Genomic DNA, 19,195 nt, shown 5'->3' with positions numbered 1-19,195 from the left:
TTTTCTGCTTTTGGTCAACATAGTAAAATCATGAAACGATTCCTATACATAATGGCTGCCCTGGGCTTGTTAAGCTTTGGGAGTTACGCCCAGAAAATAGAGAAAGAAGCCCCGAAGGGCTTCGACCAGGTACGCTCGGGTATTGCCACGGGTAAACTGGACTCCATCAGTTATCCGTCGAAAACCGTGGGTACGTCCCGCAAGGCGCTGGTATACACCCCGCCGGGCTATACCAAAAAGACGAAATACCCCGTCCTGTATTTGCTGCACGGCATCGGGGGCGACGAAAAGGAATGGCTCAAAGGCGGCAATCCGCAGGTGGTTCTGGACAATCTGTACGCTGAGAACAAGCTTCAGCCAATGATCGTGGTAATGCCCAACGGCCGCGCCATGAAAGACGACCGGGCGGTGGGTAACGTGTTCGACAAAGACAAAGTCGAAGCGTTTGCCACCTTCGAAAAAGACCTGCTGAACGACCTGGTTCCGTTCATCGAGAAGAAGTACCCGACCCTGACCGACCGCGAACACCGCGCCATTGCCGGCCTATCGATGGGCGGGGGACAGTCGCTGAATTTCGGGCTGGGGAATCTGGACAAGTTTGCCTGGGTAGGTGGCTTCTCGTCGGCCCCCAACACCAAACGGCCGGAGGAACTGGTGCCTAACCCTGCCGATGCCAAACAGAAACTGAAGCTGCTCTGGATTTCGTGTGGCGATGCCGATGGGCTGATCTCGTTCAGCAAACGTACCCACGACTACCTCTACCAGAACGAGGTGCCACATATCTACTACGTGGAGCCGGGCGGCCACGATTTCAAGGTCTGGAAAAATGGGCTGTATATGTTCTCGCAGTTCCTGTTCAAACCCGTCGACAATGCGTCGCTGACCAAGTATACCGTGCTGGGAACGCCCGCGTCGACCAACATTCGGAACGGCAAATATCCGCAAATCCTGCCCGACAACCGTGTCGTTTTTCGCGTGAAAGCGCCCGACGCCAGGAAAGTGCAGGTTGATTTGGGCAAGAAGTACGATATGGTGAGAGACAGCAGCGGCTTCTGGACTGCCACCACCGATTCCGTCAGCCGGGGCTTTCATTATTACTCGCTGCTGATCGACGGGGTGGCCATTGCCGATCCGGCCAGCGAGAGCTTCTACGGCATGAGCCGCATGGCCAGCGGCATCGAAATACCCGACAAAGACGGCGCTTTTTACGCCATACGCGACGTACCCCACGGCGACGTCCGCATCAAACGCTACCTCTCTAAAGCCACCAACACCTGGCGCGAGATGTACGTGTACACGCCACCGGGCTACGACCAATCGACGGCGAAATATCCGGTACTGTACCTCTTGCACGGCGGGGGCGAAGATCAGCGCGGCTGGTCGACGCAGGGTAAAACGGACATGATCCTCGATAACCTGATTGCCGACAAAAAAGCCAAACCGATGATCATTGCCATGCTCGACGGCAACGTAAGTGCGGGGGGCCTGGCCGGGTTCAACGAGAACGTGCTGAAAGCGTTTGAAAACGAGTTGAAACTGGCGGCTATACCGTTCGTGGAAAGCAACTTCCGGGTCGAGACCGACCCGAAGAACCGGGCCTTGGCGGGCCTGTCGATGGGTGGGTTGCAGACGTTGTATGCGGGTATCAAAAACAACAGCATGTTCTCGTCGCTGGGTGTGTTCAGCTCGGGCTGGTTCGCCAACAACCCCCAACTGACCGACCCGCAGTATGCCTTCATGAAAGACAACGTAGCCAGCATCAACGGCAACCTGAAACCGATCTGGATTTCGCAGGGCGGCAAAGAAGACATTGCCTACCAGAACTGCCAGATCATGATGAAGAAGTTCGACGAGATGGGGGTTAAGTATCAGTACAGCGAATACGCTGGTGGACACACCTGGCCAGTCTGGCGGCACGACCTGTTTATGTTTGCGCCCTTGCTGTTCAACTAGCGGCTATCCGGCCTGCGTCTGATCGCTCTACTTTGGAGCGATCAGACGCAAACTGGAATTCGTATACAACATTCAGGAATTCGATTTACCACCTGCCTACGCCTACGGCTGACCTTTGTCTCATTAATCAACCAAAACAAATTGAACCATGAGCAAGGTAATCTTAATCACGGGCGCGTCGTCGGGTATGGGCAAAGAAACCGCCCAAAAGTTGATCGCAGAAGGGCACAAGGTGTATGTGGCCGCCCGGCGAATTGATCAGATGCAGGACCTTCAACTGGCCGGAGGCATTGCCCTACAACTGGATGTTACCAACGAGGAAAACATTCGGCAGGTAGTCGACACAATCATCGGGCGGGAGGGAAAAATCGATGTGCTGTTCAACAATGCCGGATACGCCATTTACGGATCGGTCGAGGAGATTCCGATTGAGGAAGCCAGACGGCAGTTTGAGGTGAATGTGTTTGGCTTAGCCAGTTTAACCCAGAAAGTCATTCCCTTCATGCGCGAAGCCCGGTCTGGCACCATTATCAACACCTCCTCGATGGGGGGTAAAATGTATACCCCGATGGGTGCCTGGTACCATGCGTCCAAGCATGCCATCGAAGGCTGGAGCGATTGCCTGCGTCTGGAGTTAAGCCCGTTTAATATCCACGTCGTGATCCTGGAACCCGGTCTTATTGCCACGGAGTTTGGTGAGGTAATGAGCGGTCCGATGGTCGCCCGGTCTGGCAGTGGTCCCTATGCCAACATCGTGAAAGGTGTCGCTAACTCAGCTTCGATGGCCATGTCGCCCGCGTCGGTGATTGCGAAAACGGTGTCAGCCATTGTCGGGAGCCGAAAGCCTAAAACGCGCTATCGGGTGGGTAGTCTGGCCAAGCCGATGGTCTGGATGCGGGTCAATCTGGGCGACCGGCTGTTTGATAAAATCATTATGAGTCAGGTAAACTAAGCGAATCGTATGGCATCCGTTTATCACATCGAAACCATCAGCGGGCTGAATCAACTGTTCAGCCAGGACAAGCCCCGGCATCCCCTGGTGTCGATTATTGACTTTACCCGCGCCGATATCAATGCGCAGGACGGGGTAACCATGACCTCGGGGTTCTACTCCGTCATGTTCAAAAACTATTGCGTGGGTGATCTGAAATACGGCAGAAAACAGGTCGATTTTCAGGAAGGAACCCTGTTCTGCATGGCTCCCCGGCAAGCCATTACCATTGACGATGATCGAAACAAACAGGACGACCGAATGGGCTGGGGTTTGTTTTTTCACCCCGACCTGATCCGGGGCACTTCGCTGGCCGGTAAGATGAAAGATTACTCCTTTTTTTCGTACGAAGCCAGCGAAGCGCTACACCTCTCCGACAAAGAGAAACAGACCTTACGTACCTGCATCCAGACTATCGACCAGGAACTTGACGAAAATATTGACCGGCACAGTCAGACGCTGATTGTCTCGACCCTCGAACTGCTGTTGAATTATTGTTCGCGGTATTACGACCGTCAGTTCATTACCCGAAAGTCGGCGAATAGCGATTTGCTGATTCGGTTCGATCAGGTGCTAAAGGCGTATTTCGACGACAAACAGCTTCGGACAAAAGGGTTGCCCACCGTTGGCTATTTAGCGGACCAACTCGCCCTCTCCGCCCATTACCTGAGCGATCTGTTGAAGAAAGAAACCGGACAAAATGCCCAGGATCACATTCATGCCTACCTGATCGAAGAAGCCAAAACAAATCTGCTCGGCTCACGAGCCAGCGTGAGCGAAATCGCCTATCAGTTAGGGTTCGAGTATCCGCAGTATTTCAGTAGGTTGTTCAAGGCAAAAACGGGGATGACACCTGCCGCTTACCGAACATCTGATGCAGCTGCCTAATTGATAACCAGCTCACAAGACCCGTTGAGAACCCCCTAAGAATGCACACAAATTCTACCGGTATAATTCTTATGCTTCTGAAAAAATACGCCCTCGCTACCCGTGCAACGGCACTCTTACTGGCTGGCCTTTCCGGTCTGCCCGATACGATGCTGGCTCAAAAAATCCCTTCCTTAAGAGACGCTTTCAAAAAGGACTTCGGCATTGGTACCTGCCTCAACAACGCCCAGATCGAAGAGCGTGACCCCAAAACCACTGAGTTCATCGCGAGCCAGTTCAACATGGCCACGCCCGAGAACATCATGAAATCGGCGCTGATCCATCCAAAGTGGGACACCTACAACTTCGAGATGGCGGATAAGCTGGTGGCGTTCGGGAAAAAACACAAGATCAAGATTAACGGCCATACGCTGATCTGGCACAGCCAGTTACCATCATTTATCCGCGGCATCAAAAGCTCGGATTCCATTCGGACGTTCTTCACCGACCACATCAACACTGTGGCCGGGCGCTACGACGGAAAAATACTTTCGTGGGACGTGGTGAACGAGGCTTTGAACGAAGACGGCACCATGCGGAAGTCGGTGTTTTTGCAGCACCTCGGCGCTGATTTTGTGACGGAAGCCTTCCGGCTGGCGCAACAGGCAGCCCCCAAAACCGAGCTGTATTACAACGACTACAACAACGAACAGCCCAAAAAACGGGCGGGCTGTATCGAGCTTGTCAAAAAGATCAAAGCTGCCGGGGTACGTATCGACGGCGTGGGCATTCAGGGCCACTGGCACGTGGGGAAAGTGCCTTTCAAAGACATCGAAGAAAGCATCGAGCAATACGCAGCACTAGGCGTAAAAGTGATGTTTACCGAGTTGGATATTGAAGTGTTGCCCCGCAATTTTCAGGGAGCCGACGTGGGCCAGCGCATGACCGCCAACGAACAAGCGAATCCCTACACGGCTGGTTTGCCCGACAGCGTACAGCAACAATTGGCCGCTGATTACGAAGCGCTGTTCAAGCTGTTCCTGAAGCACAAAGACAAGGTGACCCGCGTCACGTTCTGGGGCGTCAACGACGGCGATAGCTGGCTGAATGGCTGGCCCATCCGCGGCCGGACCAACTACCCGCTGCTGTTCGACCGGCAGAACCAGCCCAAGCCTGCTTTTGAGAAGGTAATTGCACTGAAAAAGTAGTTTTCACGGCAAAGCGTCGACGCAGGTGTAAGAAAGGTCACAGGCAGGCCATTTGATTTACCCAACAGGGCCTTAGCCAGTTTACTCACTAACAAGGAATACGTTGTTGATGAGTAAGCTGGCTAAGGCCCTGTTGGGTTATTATTATTTATGGTATTGACGCGAAACGCTATCAATAATTTCCTATCGACAGCATCACTAGCGTGCAAGCTTCGATAGGTTCAATACCTTCCTGTTTAAGTTGCCGGGCAAGGTCCGGGTTTTCGGCTCCCGGGTTGAAGATCACTCGGCGGGGCTTTAATTTTTTCAGGTAATCAACGTACCCAGCCTGGTTTCGTGCACCCACATACATCGTTACCGTATCAACATCAGCTAAGGCAGGTAAGCCAGTCTGGATAGGATGGTTTTGAATCTGACCTGCTCGCAGTCCAATCAATTCGATGGCATGACCATGCTGTAACAGACTACGAGCTGCCCGATTAGCATATCGGCCTGTGTTTTCGGTGGCTCCAATCACTAAGGTCTTCATATGTATATACAAGAATTGATTATCTTTCTAATGACAAATTAGCGTTGTCTCTTGTTCGGCGATGGCACTTGTTCTGACAGTATGGTAATACTGACCCAAACAAAATATACCAGTGACCAGGGTAACGCAACCGTCAATGAACTGCCTTATTGGCCAGTGAGCAGAAGTAATGCCTAAAAAATAGTGCGTCTAGCCTAACTTCTTTGTTACTAGTTTGTTTAACTTTAGTTGAACAAACTAGTAGGGATATTTTCATTCTTTACAGACAGCGCAAGCCATGACCATTAAAATGCCAGCCACATTCTGGAACGAGCAATGGGTGCCAATTGTGTTCACTGACGTTGAAAACCCTCCTGTGTATCAGGTCTCTAACTTTGGCCGGCTGCGTAGCTTTCAGTCGGGTGCCGGAGGGGCTATTATCAAAGGCTCTATCATTCAGGGGTATCGGTCGCTCAATATCCGAAAGAAAGGAAAAACGCTGAACCGGTATGTCCACAAGCTGGTCGCCGAGTACTTTTTAGAAGCGCCCCGTCCAGATCAGACATACGTCATTCACATTGATCATGACAAGCTCAACAACAGAGCGCAAAACCTGCGGTGGGCCACCCAGGAAGAAATGGTCGAGCATAACCGGATCAATCCAAATGTGGTGAACCGTCCTATACCCAGGCGGACCAGTAATTACAAACTGACCGAGAGCAAGGTGAAGATGATCAAGAAGTTGCTGCGGAATGATAAGAATCGCCTGAAAACGATTGCCCGTCAGTTTGGCATTACGCACACCCAGCTAAATCGAATTCGGTCAGGAGAGAACTGGAAACACGTGGTGCTGGAAGAAGACCTCCAGCCGAAACCCATGATGATGATGTACGGAACCCATGGAAACGGGTAGCCGCCCGAAAACCATCAGTTATTGCCTGATCTTGTGGGGCCGGTGAGTGGTAAGGCAATAAAGAACGACGTACCGGCTTCGGTGTCTGTCTCAAACCAGATACTACCTCCGGCGTGTTCAATGCCGCGTTTCGAGATCGCCAGGCCAATACCTGTTCCGCCCTGTTTGGTACTGAAATTGGGCAGGAACACTTTTGATCGAATAGCTTCGGGAATCCCCTGCCCGTTGTCGTGAATCTCGATATTCGCGTTGCCATCCGTAGTGAAAAGCCGAATGTCGATCACTGGCCGATCATCAACCGGAACAGACTGAATTCCGTTGATGATCAGGTTGGTCATGATTCGCATGAGCAATTGCCGATCGCCCATGATCCAGACAGGACCTACTTCAACCTGTCGACGGATGGTCACCCGTTTGTCGTCAGCATAGAGATCGGCTGCTTTTTGAACCACAGAGCTCAATTCCACCAATTCGTTCTGGGGCATCGGCATATTGGCAAAGTCTGAAAAAGAAGTGGCGATATCACTGATGTTGTCGATCTGATCCAATAAGGAGTCGAGCGTCCGGCTGACCGCCCGGTCAGTAACCGGATTGGTGCCTGGAAGGGTGCGTTGCAATTGCTGCAACGTTAGTTTCATTGGCGTCAGGGGGTTCTTGATTTCGTGGGCTACCTGCTTAGCCATTTCGCGCCAGGCAGACTGTTTTTCGCTTTGGGCCAGCGAGAATTTACTTTCTTCCAGCTTGGTCAGCATTCGGTTATACTCTTTCACCAGCGCTCCAATCTCATCGTCAGAATTCCACTCGATTGTCTGATTCAGCCGGTCGAGGCTGGTACGGCGAATTTTCTGCGTCATGATCCGCAGCGGTTTGGTGATGCTACTCGATGCGAAATAAGACAGCACCAGGAATAACAGGAACAACGCCGTAAAGACGCTGAGGGCAGAGGAAACTACTTCCAGTAGTTGCCGGTCAAGCTCTGGCCGGGCGTCGAAATAGGGCACACTCAGGATACCCATCAACCGGCCGTCCTGGCCAAACGATTTTATGCCCGCATAGGCTGTGCTGAACTGCTTTGTACCCAACGACTCATTCAGCAATAACTGATTTTCCCTGTCTTCTGTGATATGAATGTAGGCCAACGGATTGATGTAGGTCGACAGGTGCCCGCTTTCATACATCAGCTTACGCGTAGTACTGTATAATTGGCCAGCGGTGTCGAACAGATTGATGTCTACTTCGGCATCGCGGGCAATGGTCTCCAGTTCCTGCTCCATGGCCTCTTTGCTGCGATCGCCACGCACGTGCTCATCAAGATAAGACTGAAAATTGGCCGCAATATTTTTGGTGTTACTCACGTAGTTGGCCTCCTGGTTACTGACATAGTTGCTGCTGATAACCCCCAGAATAATAACGACAACCAGCAGAAGCGGCAGGAAAAAAGCCAGATTCAACAAGATCTGGATGCGGGTTGAGTAATTGATGCTGAACTTCGAAAAGCCATACTGTACAGAATAAAGGATGATGACGATGATAACAGAAAGCACCAGGATCAAGTACAGAAACGAAAAATTGGCAAAGGCACTGCCCAAGGGGTAATCGGGCGAGGAGACAACGAGCGTTCGGCCGTTGCTACCCCGGAGGCCCAGGTGCCTGAAATCTTCTTTAGTGACGCCTGATTTATACAACTCCGGATTGTTCAGTACACTGGGAGGCATTTTCCGCTCATAGTTATACGTACCTGAATTGAGCGTTAGGCGAAGCGTAGGCGAGTGGGGGACCTGTTCGTAAATAGCATGACTAAACTGCCGCATTTTGGGCGATTGAACCAACTTGTCATTGACCAGTAACTCAGGATAGACCGAAGTAGGGGCTTCTTTGCGGAGTTTAAGATCCAGCACAACATAGCCTACTACGGTGCTGTCTGGTCCTTGAATGTTAATAAAATCCACATACTCCTTCACGAACTGGTTACCGACCTCATTGATAAAATACAGGTCTGAATACTTGGTCTTGTAATGCTTGTGTTGAAATTTCTTAACGTACCAGCTTAAGAAAGGGGCATTTTCGCTGGCATCCAGCGGGGTACCATCAATATCAAATGAGGAAACCTCGGTATCATATTTGTCAAAGTACTTATCGAGGTGCAGATTCTTGATGCGTTCCTGAATTCGTTCCCGACGGACGAACAGGGTATCAGTGAGAAGGACCCGCTTGATGTCTGGATCATTGTTGATCGAAGACTGCGCTTTATGGAGGAGCAATTCGCCATACTCGTCGTTTTCGGCCAATAAGGTTTTACCTACTTCCTGCTTCGTCAGCAGGTCTTCGCGAATTTGCTGCCGGTACACCACACTAGCCGCCGTGGAAGCACAGATGAAACTTCCCAGAAAAAAATAGAGCGACGTTTTATACTGGAACGTGTAGAGAAAACGAGGGAAACGGCTCAGGTAGAGCGCCAGGAAATAGCCGCTGTTCAGCAGGTATAGCGGTTCAAAACGCTCGTGGATAAAGGTCAGAAACAGGATAAAGCTCAGCAGGGTCCCGGCCAGAAAGTACCCGATACCGTATAGAATACGTTGATTGAACCGAATGAACAGGCTGATGAATATGTGCTGTACGAGAAAATAGATCATCGACAGCGTAATGAAAAAAAGCAGGCTGGCAACCTTGAGCGGAGGAAACTCAATCCCTAGGGCCAGGTCGAGGGTGTACTGCGATTTCTCATACAAGGCATTTAACTGGCTAAAACAGGCATAATAGACTGAATAGCTCAGAACAACCAGGGCCACCGAAAGCACCGACCAAGCCCAGAGAGGCAGATGAATCAGCCGATTATAGGTTCGGGAGCGATAAAAATTGTTAACGATGTAAAAGGCTATAATCAGAATCGCTACGCCATTGAGCATCAGATCGCCCAGGGAAGGGGCTAGCTCCGACGAGGCGTAATATTTGGGATTGAAGAGATCGTTCTCGATAAATAGGTACGGAACGCCAACATACAGCATACCTCCCCTTAGTAAGAGTAGATAGCCTGCCAGCCAAAGGAAACCTACCTCATACTGACGTACCTGCGCGGCCCATCTCAGTCGACGAATAACGTACAGGCCAAAGAAAAGTACGGCCAGCGTGGCCAGAATTACGGTATTGACCGGCGTAGACCGATTTCGGAATGGGTCTACTTTGGGCGGAGTAACCGAGAAAAGGAAGACAGGCGTAGTGGCGTCATAAATATTCTGGTAAGCGGCCTGCTTGGTCGTGGTTAAGGTGAGGGGGTCTAGCGAAAAAAGTGCCGGGTTATAGCCCGATTTTAAAAAAGGGTTAGTCGTGGTGTACTGCCTGTACACCATAATCAGCGAGAATATCTCCAGCGTATCCCGTTTACGCAGGGCGCTGGTTCGGCTCACAATGAACCGACCCTGATCAAAATCAACCAGTTTGGGATACCTGACGGTCGCAATTCGGTTGTAATCGGGAATAAATCGATTATCTGACCAGAATATGAGGCGCTTCTTCCGGAAGATATAATAAGGATACTGCGTGTTCTGATTCAGCGCATGAAACGTATAATTCGGTGCATTGGCTACCCGGCCAGCCAGCAGATTAAGCTCATCCGCACTTTGTTTCGTCTCCGTTTTTATTCGCTCCTGAATAGCCGTAACGTACTGTTCGTCAGTAGCGCCCGGTGCGTTGTGTTCCAGGAAAGTATAGCAGAGTGCCGCCGCACAGCAGGCAACCAGTGCTAAGAGGAGAAAAATATGACGTTCTATAAAAATCACAAGGGTGTGTAAAGACAAACGGGTGCTTACTGGGCAGTGAGACCTAAAATCGTGCCACTATTTAGTATCACTGGCACGATCAACGACAAACCCGTTGCCGGCTTCACTCTGCTCGAATCCAATGGTCGTGTCCAATACATACAGCAAATGACGTTTGTCGATAATGACCCGCACACCGTCTATAGTATAAATTTCATCAGTCGGACCAGGCAGATCGAAGCCCAGTAACCAGGATGCACCGCAACCGCCCCCTTTTATGCCTACGCGTAGCCCATACTCAGCCGGAATTTTTTGCGTTGTTAGCGTGTCAATAATCCGGGCGCGTGCTTCGGGACGAATGTGAACAGGGGCAATAACCATAAATGCGTCGGCGAACGATGTGTCGGCCAGTTAATTAAAGACTAAACTACAAAAAAATGACCGTCCTGAGCGATCTAATCAAACTTCTTGTACCTGCGGCACTTGTACTATACGGTATGTACTTAACGGTGAAACTGTTGCTTGAGCGCGAAGCCGCCCGCCACCAGAACGAAGTAAAGCAGCGATACAGTGACAATGTGATCCCTATCCGGCTTCAGGCCTATGAGCGAATGGTGCTTTTTCTGGAGCGGATCAGCCCCAATAACATGCTGTTGCGGCTTGGCGGCTCAGCCGATTCGGCCCTGGAACTGCAACAACTCCTGCTGCGCGACATTCGTGATGAATATAACCATAACCTGTCTCAGCAAGTGTACATGAGCCAGAACGCCTGGGACCAGGTGCAGAACGCCATGAACGACGTATCAACGCTCATCAACCAGGCCAGCGGCGATATCCGTGCCGATGCGCCAGCCATCGACCTGTCGAAGCGCATTTTTGAGCGTATTATTCAGCGCGACCGTCAACCCACCGCCGAAGCGTTGCGGGTGGTAAAAGAAGAGATCCAGACCATGTTCATGTAAGGCCGCAACCAGGTTTTACCACAGAATCGTGCGGGCCAGCAGAACGGCCTCGGCAAAGGCATCCATGTCCAGATCGATAGCAATGGCTAACGTACCCAGCGTTGCGATAATCGCTTCTGTCGGTAAATTTCCCGTCAGTACATCGGCTGCCATCGGACAGCCACCCAGCCCGCCAATGGCTCCATCCAGTTGACCAACGCCAGCGCGCACCGCCGCCCGGACTTTAGCGGGTGCTTCGCCCGGCCGCGCGTGGAGATGCACCCCAAACGAATGGTGCGGAAAGGCGTCTGCCAGCTGATCGAACAGGCTGTCGATGGCCTCCGGTGTAGCTGTGCCAACGGTATCTGACGGAACGATATGCCGGATGTCCAGGTCGACCAGCTGTTTCGTGAAATCAAGTACCAGTTCGGCACTGTAGGGGTCGCCATAGGGGTTGCCAAATCCCATGGACAGATAAACGACCAACTCTTTATCCGCCTGTTGGCAGCGTACCTGCATCGCGGCCACCTCATCGAGTGCGTCCTGAATCGATTTGTTGGTATTGCGCCGCTGAAACGTTTCGGATACCGACAGCGGAAAACCAACGTACCTGATCGCCTCATACGAAACAGCCTGCTCGGCACCGCGCTGATTGGCCACTATCGCCAGCAGCTTACTGCGGGTAGTAGTCAGATCCAGGCCAGCCAGTACCTCCGCCGTATCCTGCATCTGGGGTACCGCTTTGGGCGACACGAACGACCCAAAATCGAGCGTGTCGAACCCAACGCGCAGCAACGCATTCAGGTAGCGGATCTTATCGGCTGTGGGGATGAAGCGCGTCAGCCCCTGCATGGCATCGCGCGGGCATTCAGTCAGGAGCATGGGGAGTGAATGAGCGAATGAGCGAATGTTTGGCCGTTGCTTTGCAAAAGCGTATCATTTTGAGCCAAACATTCGCTCATTCACTCATTGATTTTGGTTGAAACTTTTCATGATCCAGCCGCCACCGACTACATCGTTGCCTTCATAGAAAACAGCGGCCTGCCCCGGCGCAATGGCCGAAACGCCTTCGTCGAAACGCACCTCGATCTGGTCAGGCGCAGTCTGGACCACCGTTGCCGATGTACCTGGGTCTTTGTAGCGCACTTTCGTAACGGTTTGTAACGGCTCGCTGATGCTGGCGTATTTCTGGAGGTTCAACTTGCTCACCATCATTCCGTTGCGATACAGGTCTTTGTCCAGACCGAGTATCACTTCGTTGGTCTCTTTGCGAATTTCCGTCACAAACACAGGGTGCCCCAAGGCAATGCCCAGCCCTTTCCGCTGGCCGATGGTGTAGAACGGATAGCCCTCATGCTTGCCAACAACGTTTCCCGTTGTTTCCAGGATGAAGTTGCCACCCGCTACTTCAGCTTCCAGCGTGGGCACCCGGCGCTTTAGAAAGCCCCGGTAATCGTTATCCGGCACAAAGCAAATCTCGTAGGATTCCGACTTGGTCACGAGTTCAATGAACCCCCGATCGGTGGCCATCTGCCGGATCTCCGATTTTTTAAGGTTTCCCAATGGTAGCTTCGTGCGGGCCAGACTTTCCTGCGATACGCCCCAAAGCACATACGACTGATCTTTCAGCGTATCAACGCCTTTCGAGATAACATATCGGCCATTTGAGGGACCATCGGTCTGGTCCTGACGAATATGCGCGTAGTGACCGGTAGCAATATGCTCGCAGTCGAGGCGATCGGCCCGGCGAAGCAGCGCGTCCCATTTGATGTGCGTATTGCACAGTACGCAGGGGTTTGGCGTGCGGCCTTCGAGGTATTCACCCGTAAAATGATCGATAACGGCATCGCCGAACTCATTCCGAATGTCGAGAATATAATGGGGGAATCCCAGGCTTACCGAGATGTTCCGGGCGTCGTTGATCGAGTCGAGGCTACAGCAGCCGGTTTCCTTTTTTGTACCACCCGACGAGGCGTAATCCCAGGTTTTCATGGTCATTCCGATGACCTCGTAGCCTTCTTCGTGGAGCATCACCGCTGCCAGCGAAGAGTCGATTCCGCCGCTCATAGCGACCAGAATCCGTCCGTGTTTGCTCATAGCATCTGACCGGATTCAAAGTCCGGCGATCTGAGTGTTGGTAGAATATAAACGATGCAAAGTTAGGTAACGAGCGTAAGCGCGCGAATAGTTTCGGCGCATCCGCCAATGAGTATGTTGGCCGTAAATTAGCCCTTTGCTCCTGAACACCTTATACTCGTTTCCTCACAATTAACGCATGAAAATTTACCGGACCCACAACGGCATCCTACTGGAATCGGCTGGTCAGTTGAAACAGCTTGGCTCAATCAATTGGGACGAATACATTAATCGGGATAACCTCTACGAAGCCGCAACGGCTGATTTCGACAGTGACCGGGCCACGGACCTGGCGGCAGACTGGTCAGCCGATCAACCAATTCTGGCCCCCATCCAGAGCCAGGAAGTATGGGCGTCGGGGGTAACGTACCTGCGGAGCCGCGATGCCCGCATGGATGAATCGAAAGTGGCGGGCGGCGATACGTTTTACGACAAGGTATATGAAGCCGAGCGCCCGGAACTGTTCTTCAAAGCGTCGGCCCGGCGTACGGTTGGCACCAACGACGCCGTTCGGATTCGGAACGATTCAACCTGGGACGTACCTGAGCCAGAACTGACGCTCTTTATCACGTCGTCGGGCAACATTGTGGGTTACACCGTTGGTAACGACATGAGTTCGCGCAGCATCGAAGGCGAAAATCCGTTGTACCTGCCCCAGGCCAAGAGTTATGACCGCTGCGCGAGTCTTGGCCCCTGTCTCTACGTACCTGGCCAGCCCATTGCCCCTGAAACCGTTATCAGCCTGACGATTGAACGGGCTGGCGAGGTGGCCTTTTCACAACATATTCAGATCAACCAGATGAAACGCAGCCATACCGAACTGGTGTCGTTCCTGTTTCGGGAATGCAGCTTTCCGGAAGGAGTTTTCCTGATGACGGGTACAGGCATCGTTCCACCCAATACCTTTACACTTCAATCAGCCGACCGGATAACCATCACCATTGATGGGATCGGTTCGCTGGTAAACTGGGTTGAATAACGAACCATCGGTTAGCTTTGCCATATTCATGATCGTTGTCGATACCGATAGCTGACCACCGATACTAGCAGAGCTAACGGGCTACCTAACAGATTAAGTACAGATGCAACTGACTGGAAAACAATTGATTGGCGGCGAAACGTCGTGGGAGGGGTTGGAACAGTTTCAGGCGTTTACGCCCCATAACGATCAGCCAATGGACACGGTCTTTTACGAAGCTACCGGTTCTGAAATAGATCAGGCGGTGAAACTGGCCGACGAGGCGTTCTGGGTATATCGAAAAACGCCGGGTGCCCGGCGGGCCGCTTTTCTGGAAGCCATTGCCGAGGAAATTATGGCTTTGGGCGCCCAACTGATCGACACCGCTGCGCAGGAGTCGGCCCTGCCTGTACCCCGCCTGGAGGGTGAACGCGGGCGCACCGTGAATCAACTACGCCTGTTCGCTGAGTTCATCCGCACCGATACCTGGATCAACGCCATCAGCAGTCCCCTGCAACTGGTGAAGCAGGCGAACGGTGAACCGGCTATGCTGCATCAGATGCAGGTAGCATTGGGTCCGGTGGCTGTATTTGGAGCCAGTAACTTTCCGCTGGCTTTTTCGGTAGCGGGTGGTGATACGGCGTCGGCACTGGCGGCTGGCTGCCCGGTCGTATTTAAAGCACACCCGGCGCATCCGGCAACCTGCGAGATGGTAGGACGGGCTATCAGCCAGGCGCTGGAGAAAACAGGTTTGCCGGCCGGCGTTTTCTCTTTGCTACAGGGGGCAACGCATCGTGTCGGCGAAGCCCTGGTGCAGCACCCGTTGATAAAAGCTGTTGGGTTTACAGGTTCCTACCGAGGCGGCAAGGCGCTGTACGACCTGGCCGTACGGCGACCCGAGCCTATCCCGGTCTATGCCGAAATGGGTAGCACCAACCCTGTTTTCTTTCTGCCGGGTGCGCTGGCGCAGGATAAAGCGGGCCTGGCGGCTGGGTTTGCGGCTTCTGTTACACAGGGTGTCGGTCAGTTTTGTACGAACCCCGGCCTGTTCGTCGTCGGTAACGGACAAACCGATTTCACAGCAGAGCTTGACCGGCAACTGGCCGCTACTTCCTGTGGTGCCATGCTCACAGCGGGCATCCGGCAGGCTTACCAGACTGGCATTGCCCGGCTGCGAACCATTGAAGGCACAAAAGCCACTGCCAACTGGTCGGATGAGGGCGTGCAACCCCACCTGTTGATGACTGACGTACCCGGCGCGCTGGCGCATCCCGAATTATCGGAAGAGGTATTCGGCCCGTCGACGGTCGGCGTTGTTGCTGAATCGAAAGAGGAGATGATGACGTTTGCCCGCAACCTGCATGGGCACCTGACGGCTACCATCCACGGCACCGAAGCCGACCTGATCGAATACGCTGATCTGGTTGATGTGCTCAGCACGAAGGTAGGCCGACTGGTCTTCAACGGGTTTCCAACGGGCGTGGAAGTGAATCACGCCATGGTACACGGTGGGCCTTTTCCCGCCACAACCGATAGCCGAAGTACGTCGGTAGGTACGTCGGCTATGTACCGGTTCACGCGGCCTATCTGCTTCCAGGCCTTCCCCGAGTCGGCGCTACCGAATGCGTTGCAGACCGCGCTCGGACAGTAAACGAAATGTGGGTTGGCTGCTCATTTTAGATGGCAGCTAACCCACATCGACTATTCCTGCGGCACAAGCGTCAGCGTGACCAGGTCGTTGTCGCCTTCCTGAATGAAGAGGTCGACGCTTTTTTCGCGAATGTTGTCCAGCTTCGTTTTCCAGTTCAATGGTCGGGCAAAATCAGCTGTTTGCGACACGATCAGTTCGTTGGTCGTTCCGTCGATTTTATAGTAAAGTTCAGTGGGTTTTGCTGCGCTGATGAACTGCACCTCAAACCGGTTGTTGGGCAGGAAGCGGAGCCACACCACCTCCATATCCACCTCGCCAGGTTGCTGAACACCGCGTTCGTAATACACTTCGTTGTTCTGGCTGGCCCGTTGAACTACCCATTTGGCGGCACCTGTCAGCCATTGTTGCGCTTGCCGGGCTTTGGTTGTTTCGGCCTCGGCGGCCGGGTCGATAGTGTTTGTTGAACAGGCTGACAGCAGGCCGATCAGCAGCAGGCAAAGAGCCGAAAATTTTGTCATGGCGTTGATTTGGTTAACGTTCCTGACAAAGTGCAGCCAGCACCGGAAAAGGTTGGAAGAATGTGGCGCTATTTTGTTAAACTAGTAGATCATTAGATCGACCTAATCGCTGTTGCCCTCTATTGAGCAGCATTTCCTCGCCCAAACAACATGCACCTTCGTTTCTGCCTTGCCTTTTTTTTATTGAGCACGGTCGCCCTGGCACAACAACCCATTCACCTGATACCGCAGCCGGTTTCCATGCAACGGCAGGCGGGCCAGTTTGCCCTGACCCAAGCAACGGCCATCACCTACACCAAGCCCGAATCGGCAACGGTAGCGGCGCTGCTGGCCCAGCAACTGGCCGGACAAAGTAGTTTCACCCTGACGAGTAGGCAGGCTGCTACTGCTCACCAAAACAGCATTGCCCTGGTGCTGACTACAACGCCCGATGCCCGGTTGGGCGGCGAAGGCTACCGACTCAGTAGCGGCCCTAAAGGCGTAGTGATCACGGCCAACAAACCCGCTGGTCTATTCTACGGCGCCCAGACTTTCCTGCAACTCCTGCCGCTGCAATCGGCTTCTGCAGGAGCTAGACACGCCACTATCGACGTCCCTGCTGTGCAGCTTGTGGATTATCCTCGCTTTGGGTGGCGGGGTATCATGCTCGATGTGAGCCGGTCGTTCTTCCCGAAAGCAGACGTCATGCGCTATATCGATCAGCTGGCGCAGGTCAAGATCAACACCTTACATTGGCACCTGACTGATGATAATGGGTGGCGTATTGAAATTAAATCATTACCCCGACTAACCAGTGTGGGCGCCTGGCGCGTACCCCGCGACGGTCATTTTGGCGAACGGCCCACCCCCAAACCCGGCGAAGCGGCCACCTACGGGGGGTTCTATACCCAGGATGAGATCCGGGAGGTAGTTCGTTATGCGCAGGCGCGAAACGTGACTATCGTCCCCGAAATTGACGTCCCCGGACATAGTATGGCTATCCTGGCGGCCTACCCCGAACTGTCGTGCACAAAAGACACGTCGGTACGGGTCAATCCGGGCACACAATTTTCGGAATGGTATGGTAACGGAAAGTTTAAGATGCTGGTCGACAACACGTTGAACCCATCAGACGAGAACGTGTACAGTACGCTGGATAAGATATTCGGTGAGGTGGCCATGTTGTTTCCCAGTCCGTATATCCACGCAGGGGGCGACGAGTGCTATCACGGCTATTGGGAAAAAGACCCTGGCTGCCAGGCCTTGATGCAAAAAGAAGGCATGACAAAGGTGGAAGAGCTGCAAGGGTATTTCATGCGGCGTGTTGAGCAGATCATCACGTCGAAAGGCAAGAAATTCATCGGCTGGGATGAGGTACTGGAAGGCGGAAAAGAGGAGGCGCCGGTGTCGAAAAAAGCAACGGTGATGAGCTGGCGTGGCATGAAAGGCGGTATCGAAGCCGCCAAAGCCGGACATGACGTAATCATGTCTCCCTCGACCTTTGCGTACCTCGACTATATGCAGAGCGACCCCACGCTCGAGCCGCGCATCTATGCCAGCCTGCGCCTGAAGACATGTTATGGTTTCGAGCCCGTACCAGCTGGGGTCGATTCCGTCAGGATTCTGGGTGGACAAGGCAACCTCTGGACCGAGCAGGCGCCGACCATTGGTCATGTTGAATACATGACTTATCCGCGCGCCTGGGCCCTGTCAGAAGTATTCTGGACACCACGTACCCAGCGCGACTGGGCCGGTTTCATTCCCCGCATGGAAACGCAGATGCAGCGGGCCGAGCAGGCCAACATCAATTATGCCCGCGCCGCCTACGACCCCATGGTAACGACCATGCTGGCCGACAACAAGCTGACCGTTATGCTCGATTGCGAATTGCCCGGCACCGATATTTACTACTCAATCGACGATACCATGCCTGGTCGCTATAGTCCGCGTTATACCCAGCCGTTGCTCATTCCGGAAGGAAACGTAACGCTCCGGGCAATTACTTACCGCAACGGTAAACCGGCCGGTCGCCAGTTGACCCTCAAGCGTGATGAGCTGGTGAAACGGGCGCCAAAGCAGTGAGCCGTTACCCTAACCCGAATACGCCGAAAGTAGTAACCACGACCACCAACCTACCTCTCCGTGAAACGTCAATACTGCCATACGTGCGCCCTGTTGCTCCTGGTACTGGGCCTATCGCTACCCCAGGTGCTTGCACAGGGGAGGGTGCCACTCACTGCCGATTCTGTGGCTCTATACCAGCGACATATTGGCCAAACGCCGGGTGTTTACCGCTACGATCAGCACTTTGTCGGTGATATCAACAACGACAAACGGCGCGATGTAGTGCTGGTGGCGCAACGTACCCAGCACCAGCCTAAAGACCCACCGGGTGGCCTGGCCCGGCGCGTCATCCTGTTGTTGTATCAGCCCAATGGGCAACTGCGCAACGCTGTGTATAACGATCAGATACTTCGCTGTACAACCTGTGGCGGCGGCTCTCTCGTCGATCCGTTCGTAAAGGTGGTGTTCAATGGAAACCTGTTTTCATTCGTGAGCACCTATGGCCTCGGTGAGAAAACTACGCAGGTCATCACGTTTGAATTTGATCCAAAACGCCCCGACTGGTGGCTACACAGTATTTCGCTTCAGGGGTTCGAGTATACCGCCAATGGGCAGACGGCGAAAACAAAGCCAGTCAGGATGTTGACAACCAAAGAGTTGGGTGCTGTTCGTTTTCAGGATTTTACCCGTTCGCTGATTCCCAAAAATTGATGCCAGCAGGGCTTTCCAGGTACGTTGCCAACGTACCTGGGC

General features: G+C 53.0%; 16 protein-coding genes. 10 read left to right on the top strand and 6 right to left on the bottom strand.

All coding sequences use genetic code 11. The features are described 5' to 3' along the window. The first annotated feature begins 30 nt into the window (after nt 1-30). From ACAW75_RS09035 to ACAW75_RS09020, 4 genes are all read left to right on the top strand, one after another. On the top strand, nt 31-1,953 hold the full coding sequence (locus tag ACAW75_RS09035; protein ID WP_370728367.1) for an alpha/beta hydrolase-fold protein: 1,923 nt from the start codon (nt 31-33) through the stop codon (nt 1,951-1,953). A gap of 148 nt (nt 1,954-2,101) precedes the next feature. Continuing rightward, nucleotides 2,102-2,905: an oxidoreductase gene (locus ACAW75_RS09030; RefSeq protein WP_370728366.1), complete on the top strand. Its 804-nt coding sequence runs from the start codon at nt 2,102-2,104 to the stop codon at nt 2,903-2,905. A 9-nt stretch (nt 2,906-2,914) separates the two neighbouring features. Beyond that, nucleotides 2,915-3,832, top strand: coding sequence for a helix-turn-helix domain-containing protein (locus ACAW75_RS09025; RefSeq protein WP_370728365.1), 918 nt, complete (start codon nt 2,915-2,917; stop codon nt 3,830-3,832). Between the two features lie 71 nt (nt 3,833-3,903). Beyond that, nucleotides 3,904-5,019: an endo-1,4-beta-xylanase gene (locus tag ACAW75_RS09020; RefSeq protein WP_370728364.1), complete on the top strand. Its 1,116-nt coding sequence runs from the start codon at nt 3,904-3,906 to the stop codon at nt 5,017-5,019. Between the two features lie 172 nt (nt 5,020-5,191). On the opposite strand, the gene ACAW75_RS09015 is transcribed toward ACAW75_RS09020, so the two are convergent. Further along, the gene (locus ACAW75_RS09015) at nt 5,192-5,548 is read right to left on the bottom strand and encodes a CoA-binding protein (protein WP_370728363.1); all 357 of its coding nucleotides are present in this window, start codon (nt 5,546-5,548) and stop codon (nt 5,192-5,194) included. Nucleotides 5,549-5,825: 277 nt separating this feature from the next. Between ACAW75_RS09015 and ACAW75_RS09010 the strand changes: the two genes are divergently transcribed. Next, nucleotides 5,826-6,440 (top strand): NUMOD4 motif-containing HNH endonuclease, encoded by a 615-nt coding sequence (locus ACAW75_RS09010; RefSeq protein WP_370728362.1) that lies wholly within the window; start codon nt 5,826-5,828, stop codon nt 6,438-6,440. A 14-nt stretch (nt 6,441-6,454) separates the two neighbouring features. On the opposite strand, the gene ACAW75_RS09005 is transcribed toward ACAW75_RS09010, so the two are convergent. After that, nucleotides 6,455-10,216 (bottom strand): ATP-binding protein, encoded by a 3,762-nt coding sequence (locus ACAW75_RS09005; protein ID WP_370728361.1) that lies wholly within the window; start codon nt 10,214-10,216, stop codon nt 6,455-6,457. A 57-nt stretch (nt 10,217-10,273) separates the two neighbouring features. Then, nucleotides 10,274-10,576, bottom strand: coding sequence for a HesB/IscA family protein (locus tag ACAW75_RS09000; RefSeq protein ID WP_370728360.1), 303 nt, complete (start codon nt 10,574-10,576; stop codon nt 10,274-10,276). A gap of 56 nt (nt 10,577-10,632) precedes the next feature. Here ACAW75_RS09000 and ACAW75_RS08995 point away from each other — a divergent pair, with 56 nt between their 5' ends. Beyond that, nucleotides 10,633-11,157, top strand: coding sequence for a DUF7935 family protein (locus ACAW75_RS08995; protein ID WP_370728359.1), 525 nt, complete (start codon nt 10,633-10,635; stop codon nt 11,155-11,157). Nucleotides 11,158-11,172: 15 nt separating this feature from the next. On the opposite strand, the gene ACAW75_RS08990 is transcribed toward ACAW75_RS08995, so the two are convergent. Continuing rightward, nucleotides 11,173-12,018 carry a hydroxymethylglutaryl-CoA lyase gene (locus ACAW75_RS08990; protein ID WP_370728358.1) on the bottom strand — a complete coding sequence of 282 codons (846 nt, stop codon included), beginning with the start codon at nt 12,016-12,018 and terminating at the stop codon, nt 11,173-11,175. 84 nt (nt 12,019-12,102) lie between these two features. Continuing rightward, a complete protein-coding gene (mnmA, locus tag ACAW75_RS08985; protein WP_370728357.1) occupies nt 12,103-13,233 on the bottom strand; it encodes a tRNA 2-thiouridine(34) synthase MnmA in 1,131 nt (376 codons plus the stop codon). A gap of 178 nt (nt 13,234-13,411) precedes the next feature. Between mnmA and ACAW75_RS08980 the strand changes: the two genes are divergently transcribed. Further along, a complete protein-coding gene (locus ACAW75_RS08980; RefSeq protein ID WP_370728356.1) occupies nt 13,412-14,251 on the top strand; it encodes a fumarylacetoacetate hydrolase family protein in 840 nt (279 codons plus the stop codon). Between the two features lie 103 nt (nt 14,252-14,354). Continuing rightward, nucleotides 14,355-15,881 (top strand): aldehyde dehydrogenase (NADP(+)), encoded by a 1,527-nt coding sequence (locus ACAW75_RS08975; RefSeq protein WP_370728355.1) that lies wholly within the window; start codon nt 14,355-14,357, stop codon nt 15,879-15,881. 50 nt (nt 15,882-15,931) lie between these two features. Here the strand turns inward: ACAW75_RS08975 and ACAW75_RS08970 are convergent, their stop codons facing one another. Further along, entirely contained in the window at nt 15,932-16,399 is a 468-nt protein-coding gene (locus tag ACAW75_RS08970; RefSeq protein ID WP_370728354.1) for a hypothetical protein, read from the bottom strand. 150 nt (nt 16,400-16,549) lie between these two features. On the opposite strand from ACAW75_RS08970, the gene ACAW75_RS08965 reads away from it, so the two are divergent. Both ACAW75_RS08965 and ACAW75_RS08960 read left to right on the top strand, forming a co-directional pair. Further along, nucleotides 16,550-18,460 (top strand): beta-N-acetylhexosaminidase, encoded by a 1,911-nt coding sequence (locus ACAW75_RS08965; protein ID WP_370728353.1) that lies wholly within the window; start codon nt 16,550-16,552, stop codon nt 18,458-18,460. A 60-nt stretch (nt 18,461-18,520) separates the two neighbouring features. Next, on the top strand, nt 18,521-19,153 hold the full coding sequence (locus ACAW75_RS08960; RefSeq protein WP_370728352.1) for a hypothetical protein: 633 nt from the start codon (nt 18,521-18,523) through the stop codon (nt 19,151-19,153). The last annotated feature ends 42 nt before the right edge of the window (nt 19,154-19,195 follow it).

Source organism: Fibrella arboris (genome assembly GCF_041321095.1).
Taxonomy (GTDB): domain Bacteria; phylum Bacteroidota; class Bacteroidia; order Cytophagales; family Spirosomataceae; genus Fibrella; species Fibrella arboris.
This window is presented reverse-complemented; position numbering and strand designations above follow the sequence as displayed.

What these genes read in the sequence shown, in the direction of transcription:
- ACAW75_RS09025 (WP_370728365.1), top strand. Translation starts at nt 2,915, where the DNA reads ATGGCATCCGTTTATCACATCGAAACCATCAGCGGGCTGAATCAACTG.
- ACAW75_RS09015 (WP_370728363.1), bottom strand. Translation starts at nt 5,548, where the DNA reads ATGAAGACCTTAGTGATTGGAGCCACCGAAAACACAGGCCGATATGCT.
- ACAW75_RS09000 (WP_370728360.1), bottom strand. Translation starts at nt 10,576, where the DNA reads ATGGTTATTGCCCCTGTTCACATTCGTCCCGAAGCACGCGCCCGGATT.
- ACAW75_RS08995 (WP_370728359.1), top strand. Translation starts at nt 10,633, where the DNA reads ATGACCGTCCTGAGCGATCTAATCAAACTTCTTGTACCTGCGGCACTT.
- ACAW75_RS08990 (WP_370728358.1), bottom strand. Translation starts at nt 12,018, where the DNA reads ATGCTCCTGACTGAATGCCCGCGCGATGCCATGCAGGGGCTGACGCGC.
- ACAW75_RS08965 (WP_370728353.1), top strand. Translation starts at nt 16,550, where the DNA reads ATGCACCTTCGTTTCTGCCTTGCCTTTTTTTTATTGAGCACGGTCGCC.
- mnmA (WP_370728357.1), bottom strand. Translation starts at nt 13,233, where the DNA reads ATGAGCAAACACGGACGGATTCTGGTCGCTATGAGCGGCGGAATCGAC.
- ACAW75_RS09035 (WP_370728367.1), top strand. Translation starts at nt 31, where the DNA reads ATGAAACGATTCCTATACATAATGGCTGCCCTGGGCTTGTTAAGCTTT.
- ACAW75_RS08970 (WP_370728354.1), bottom strand. Translation starts at nt 16,399, where the DNA reads ATGACAAAATTTTCGGCTCTTTGCCTGCTGCTGATCGGCCTGCTGTCA.
- ACAW75_RS09020 (WP_370728364.1), top strand. Translation starts at nt 3,904, where the DNA reads ATGCTTCTGAAAAAATACGCCCTCGCTACCCGTGCAACGGCACTCTTA.
- ACAW75_RS09030 (WP_370728366.1), top strand. Translation starts at nt 2,102, where the DNA reads ATGAGCAAGGTAATCTTAATCACGGGCGCGTCGTCGGGTATGGGCAAA.
- ACAW75_RS08975 (WP_370728355.1), top strand. Translation starts at nt 14,355, where the DNA reads ATGCAACTGACTGGAAAACAATTGATTGGCGGCGAAACGTCGTGGGAG.
- ACAW75_RS08980 (WP_370728356.1), top strand. Translation starts at nt 13,412, where the DNA reads ATGAAAATTTACCGGACCCACAACGGCATCCTACTGGAATCGGCTGGT.
- ACAW75_RS09010 (WP_370728362.1), top strand. Translation starts at nt 5,826, where the DNA reads ATGACCATTAAAATGCCAGCCACATTCTGGAACGAGCAATGGGTGCCA.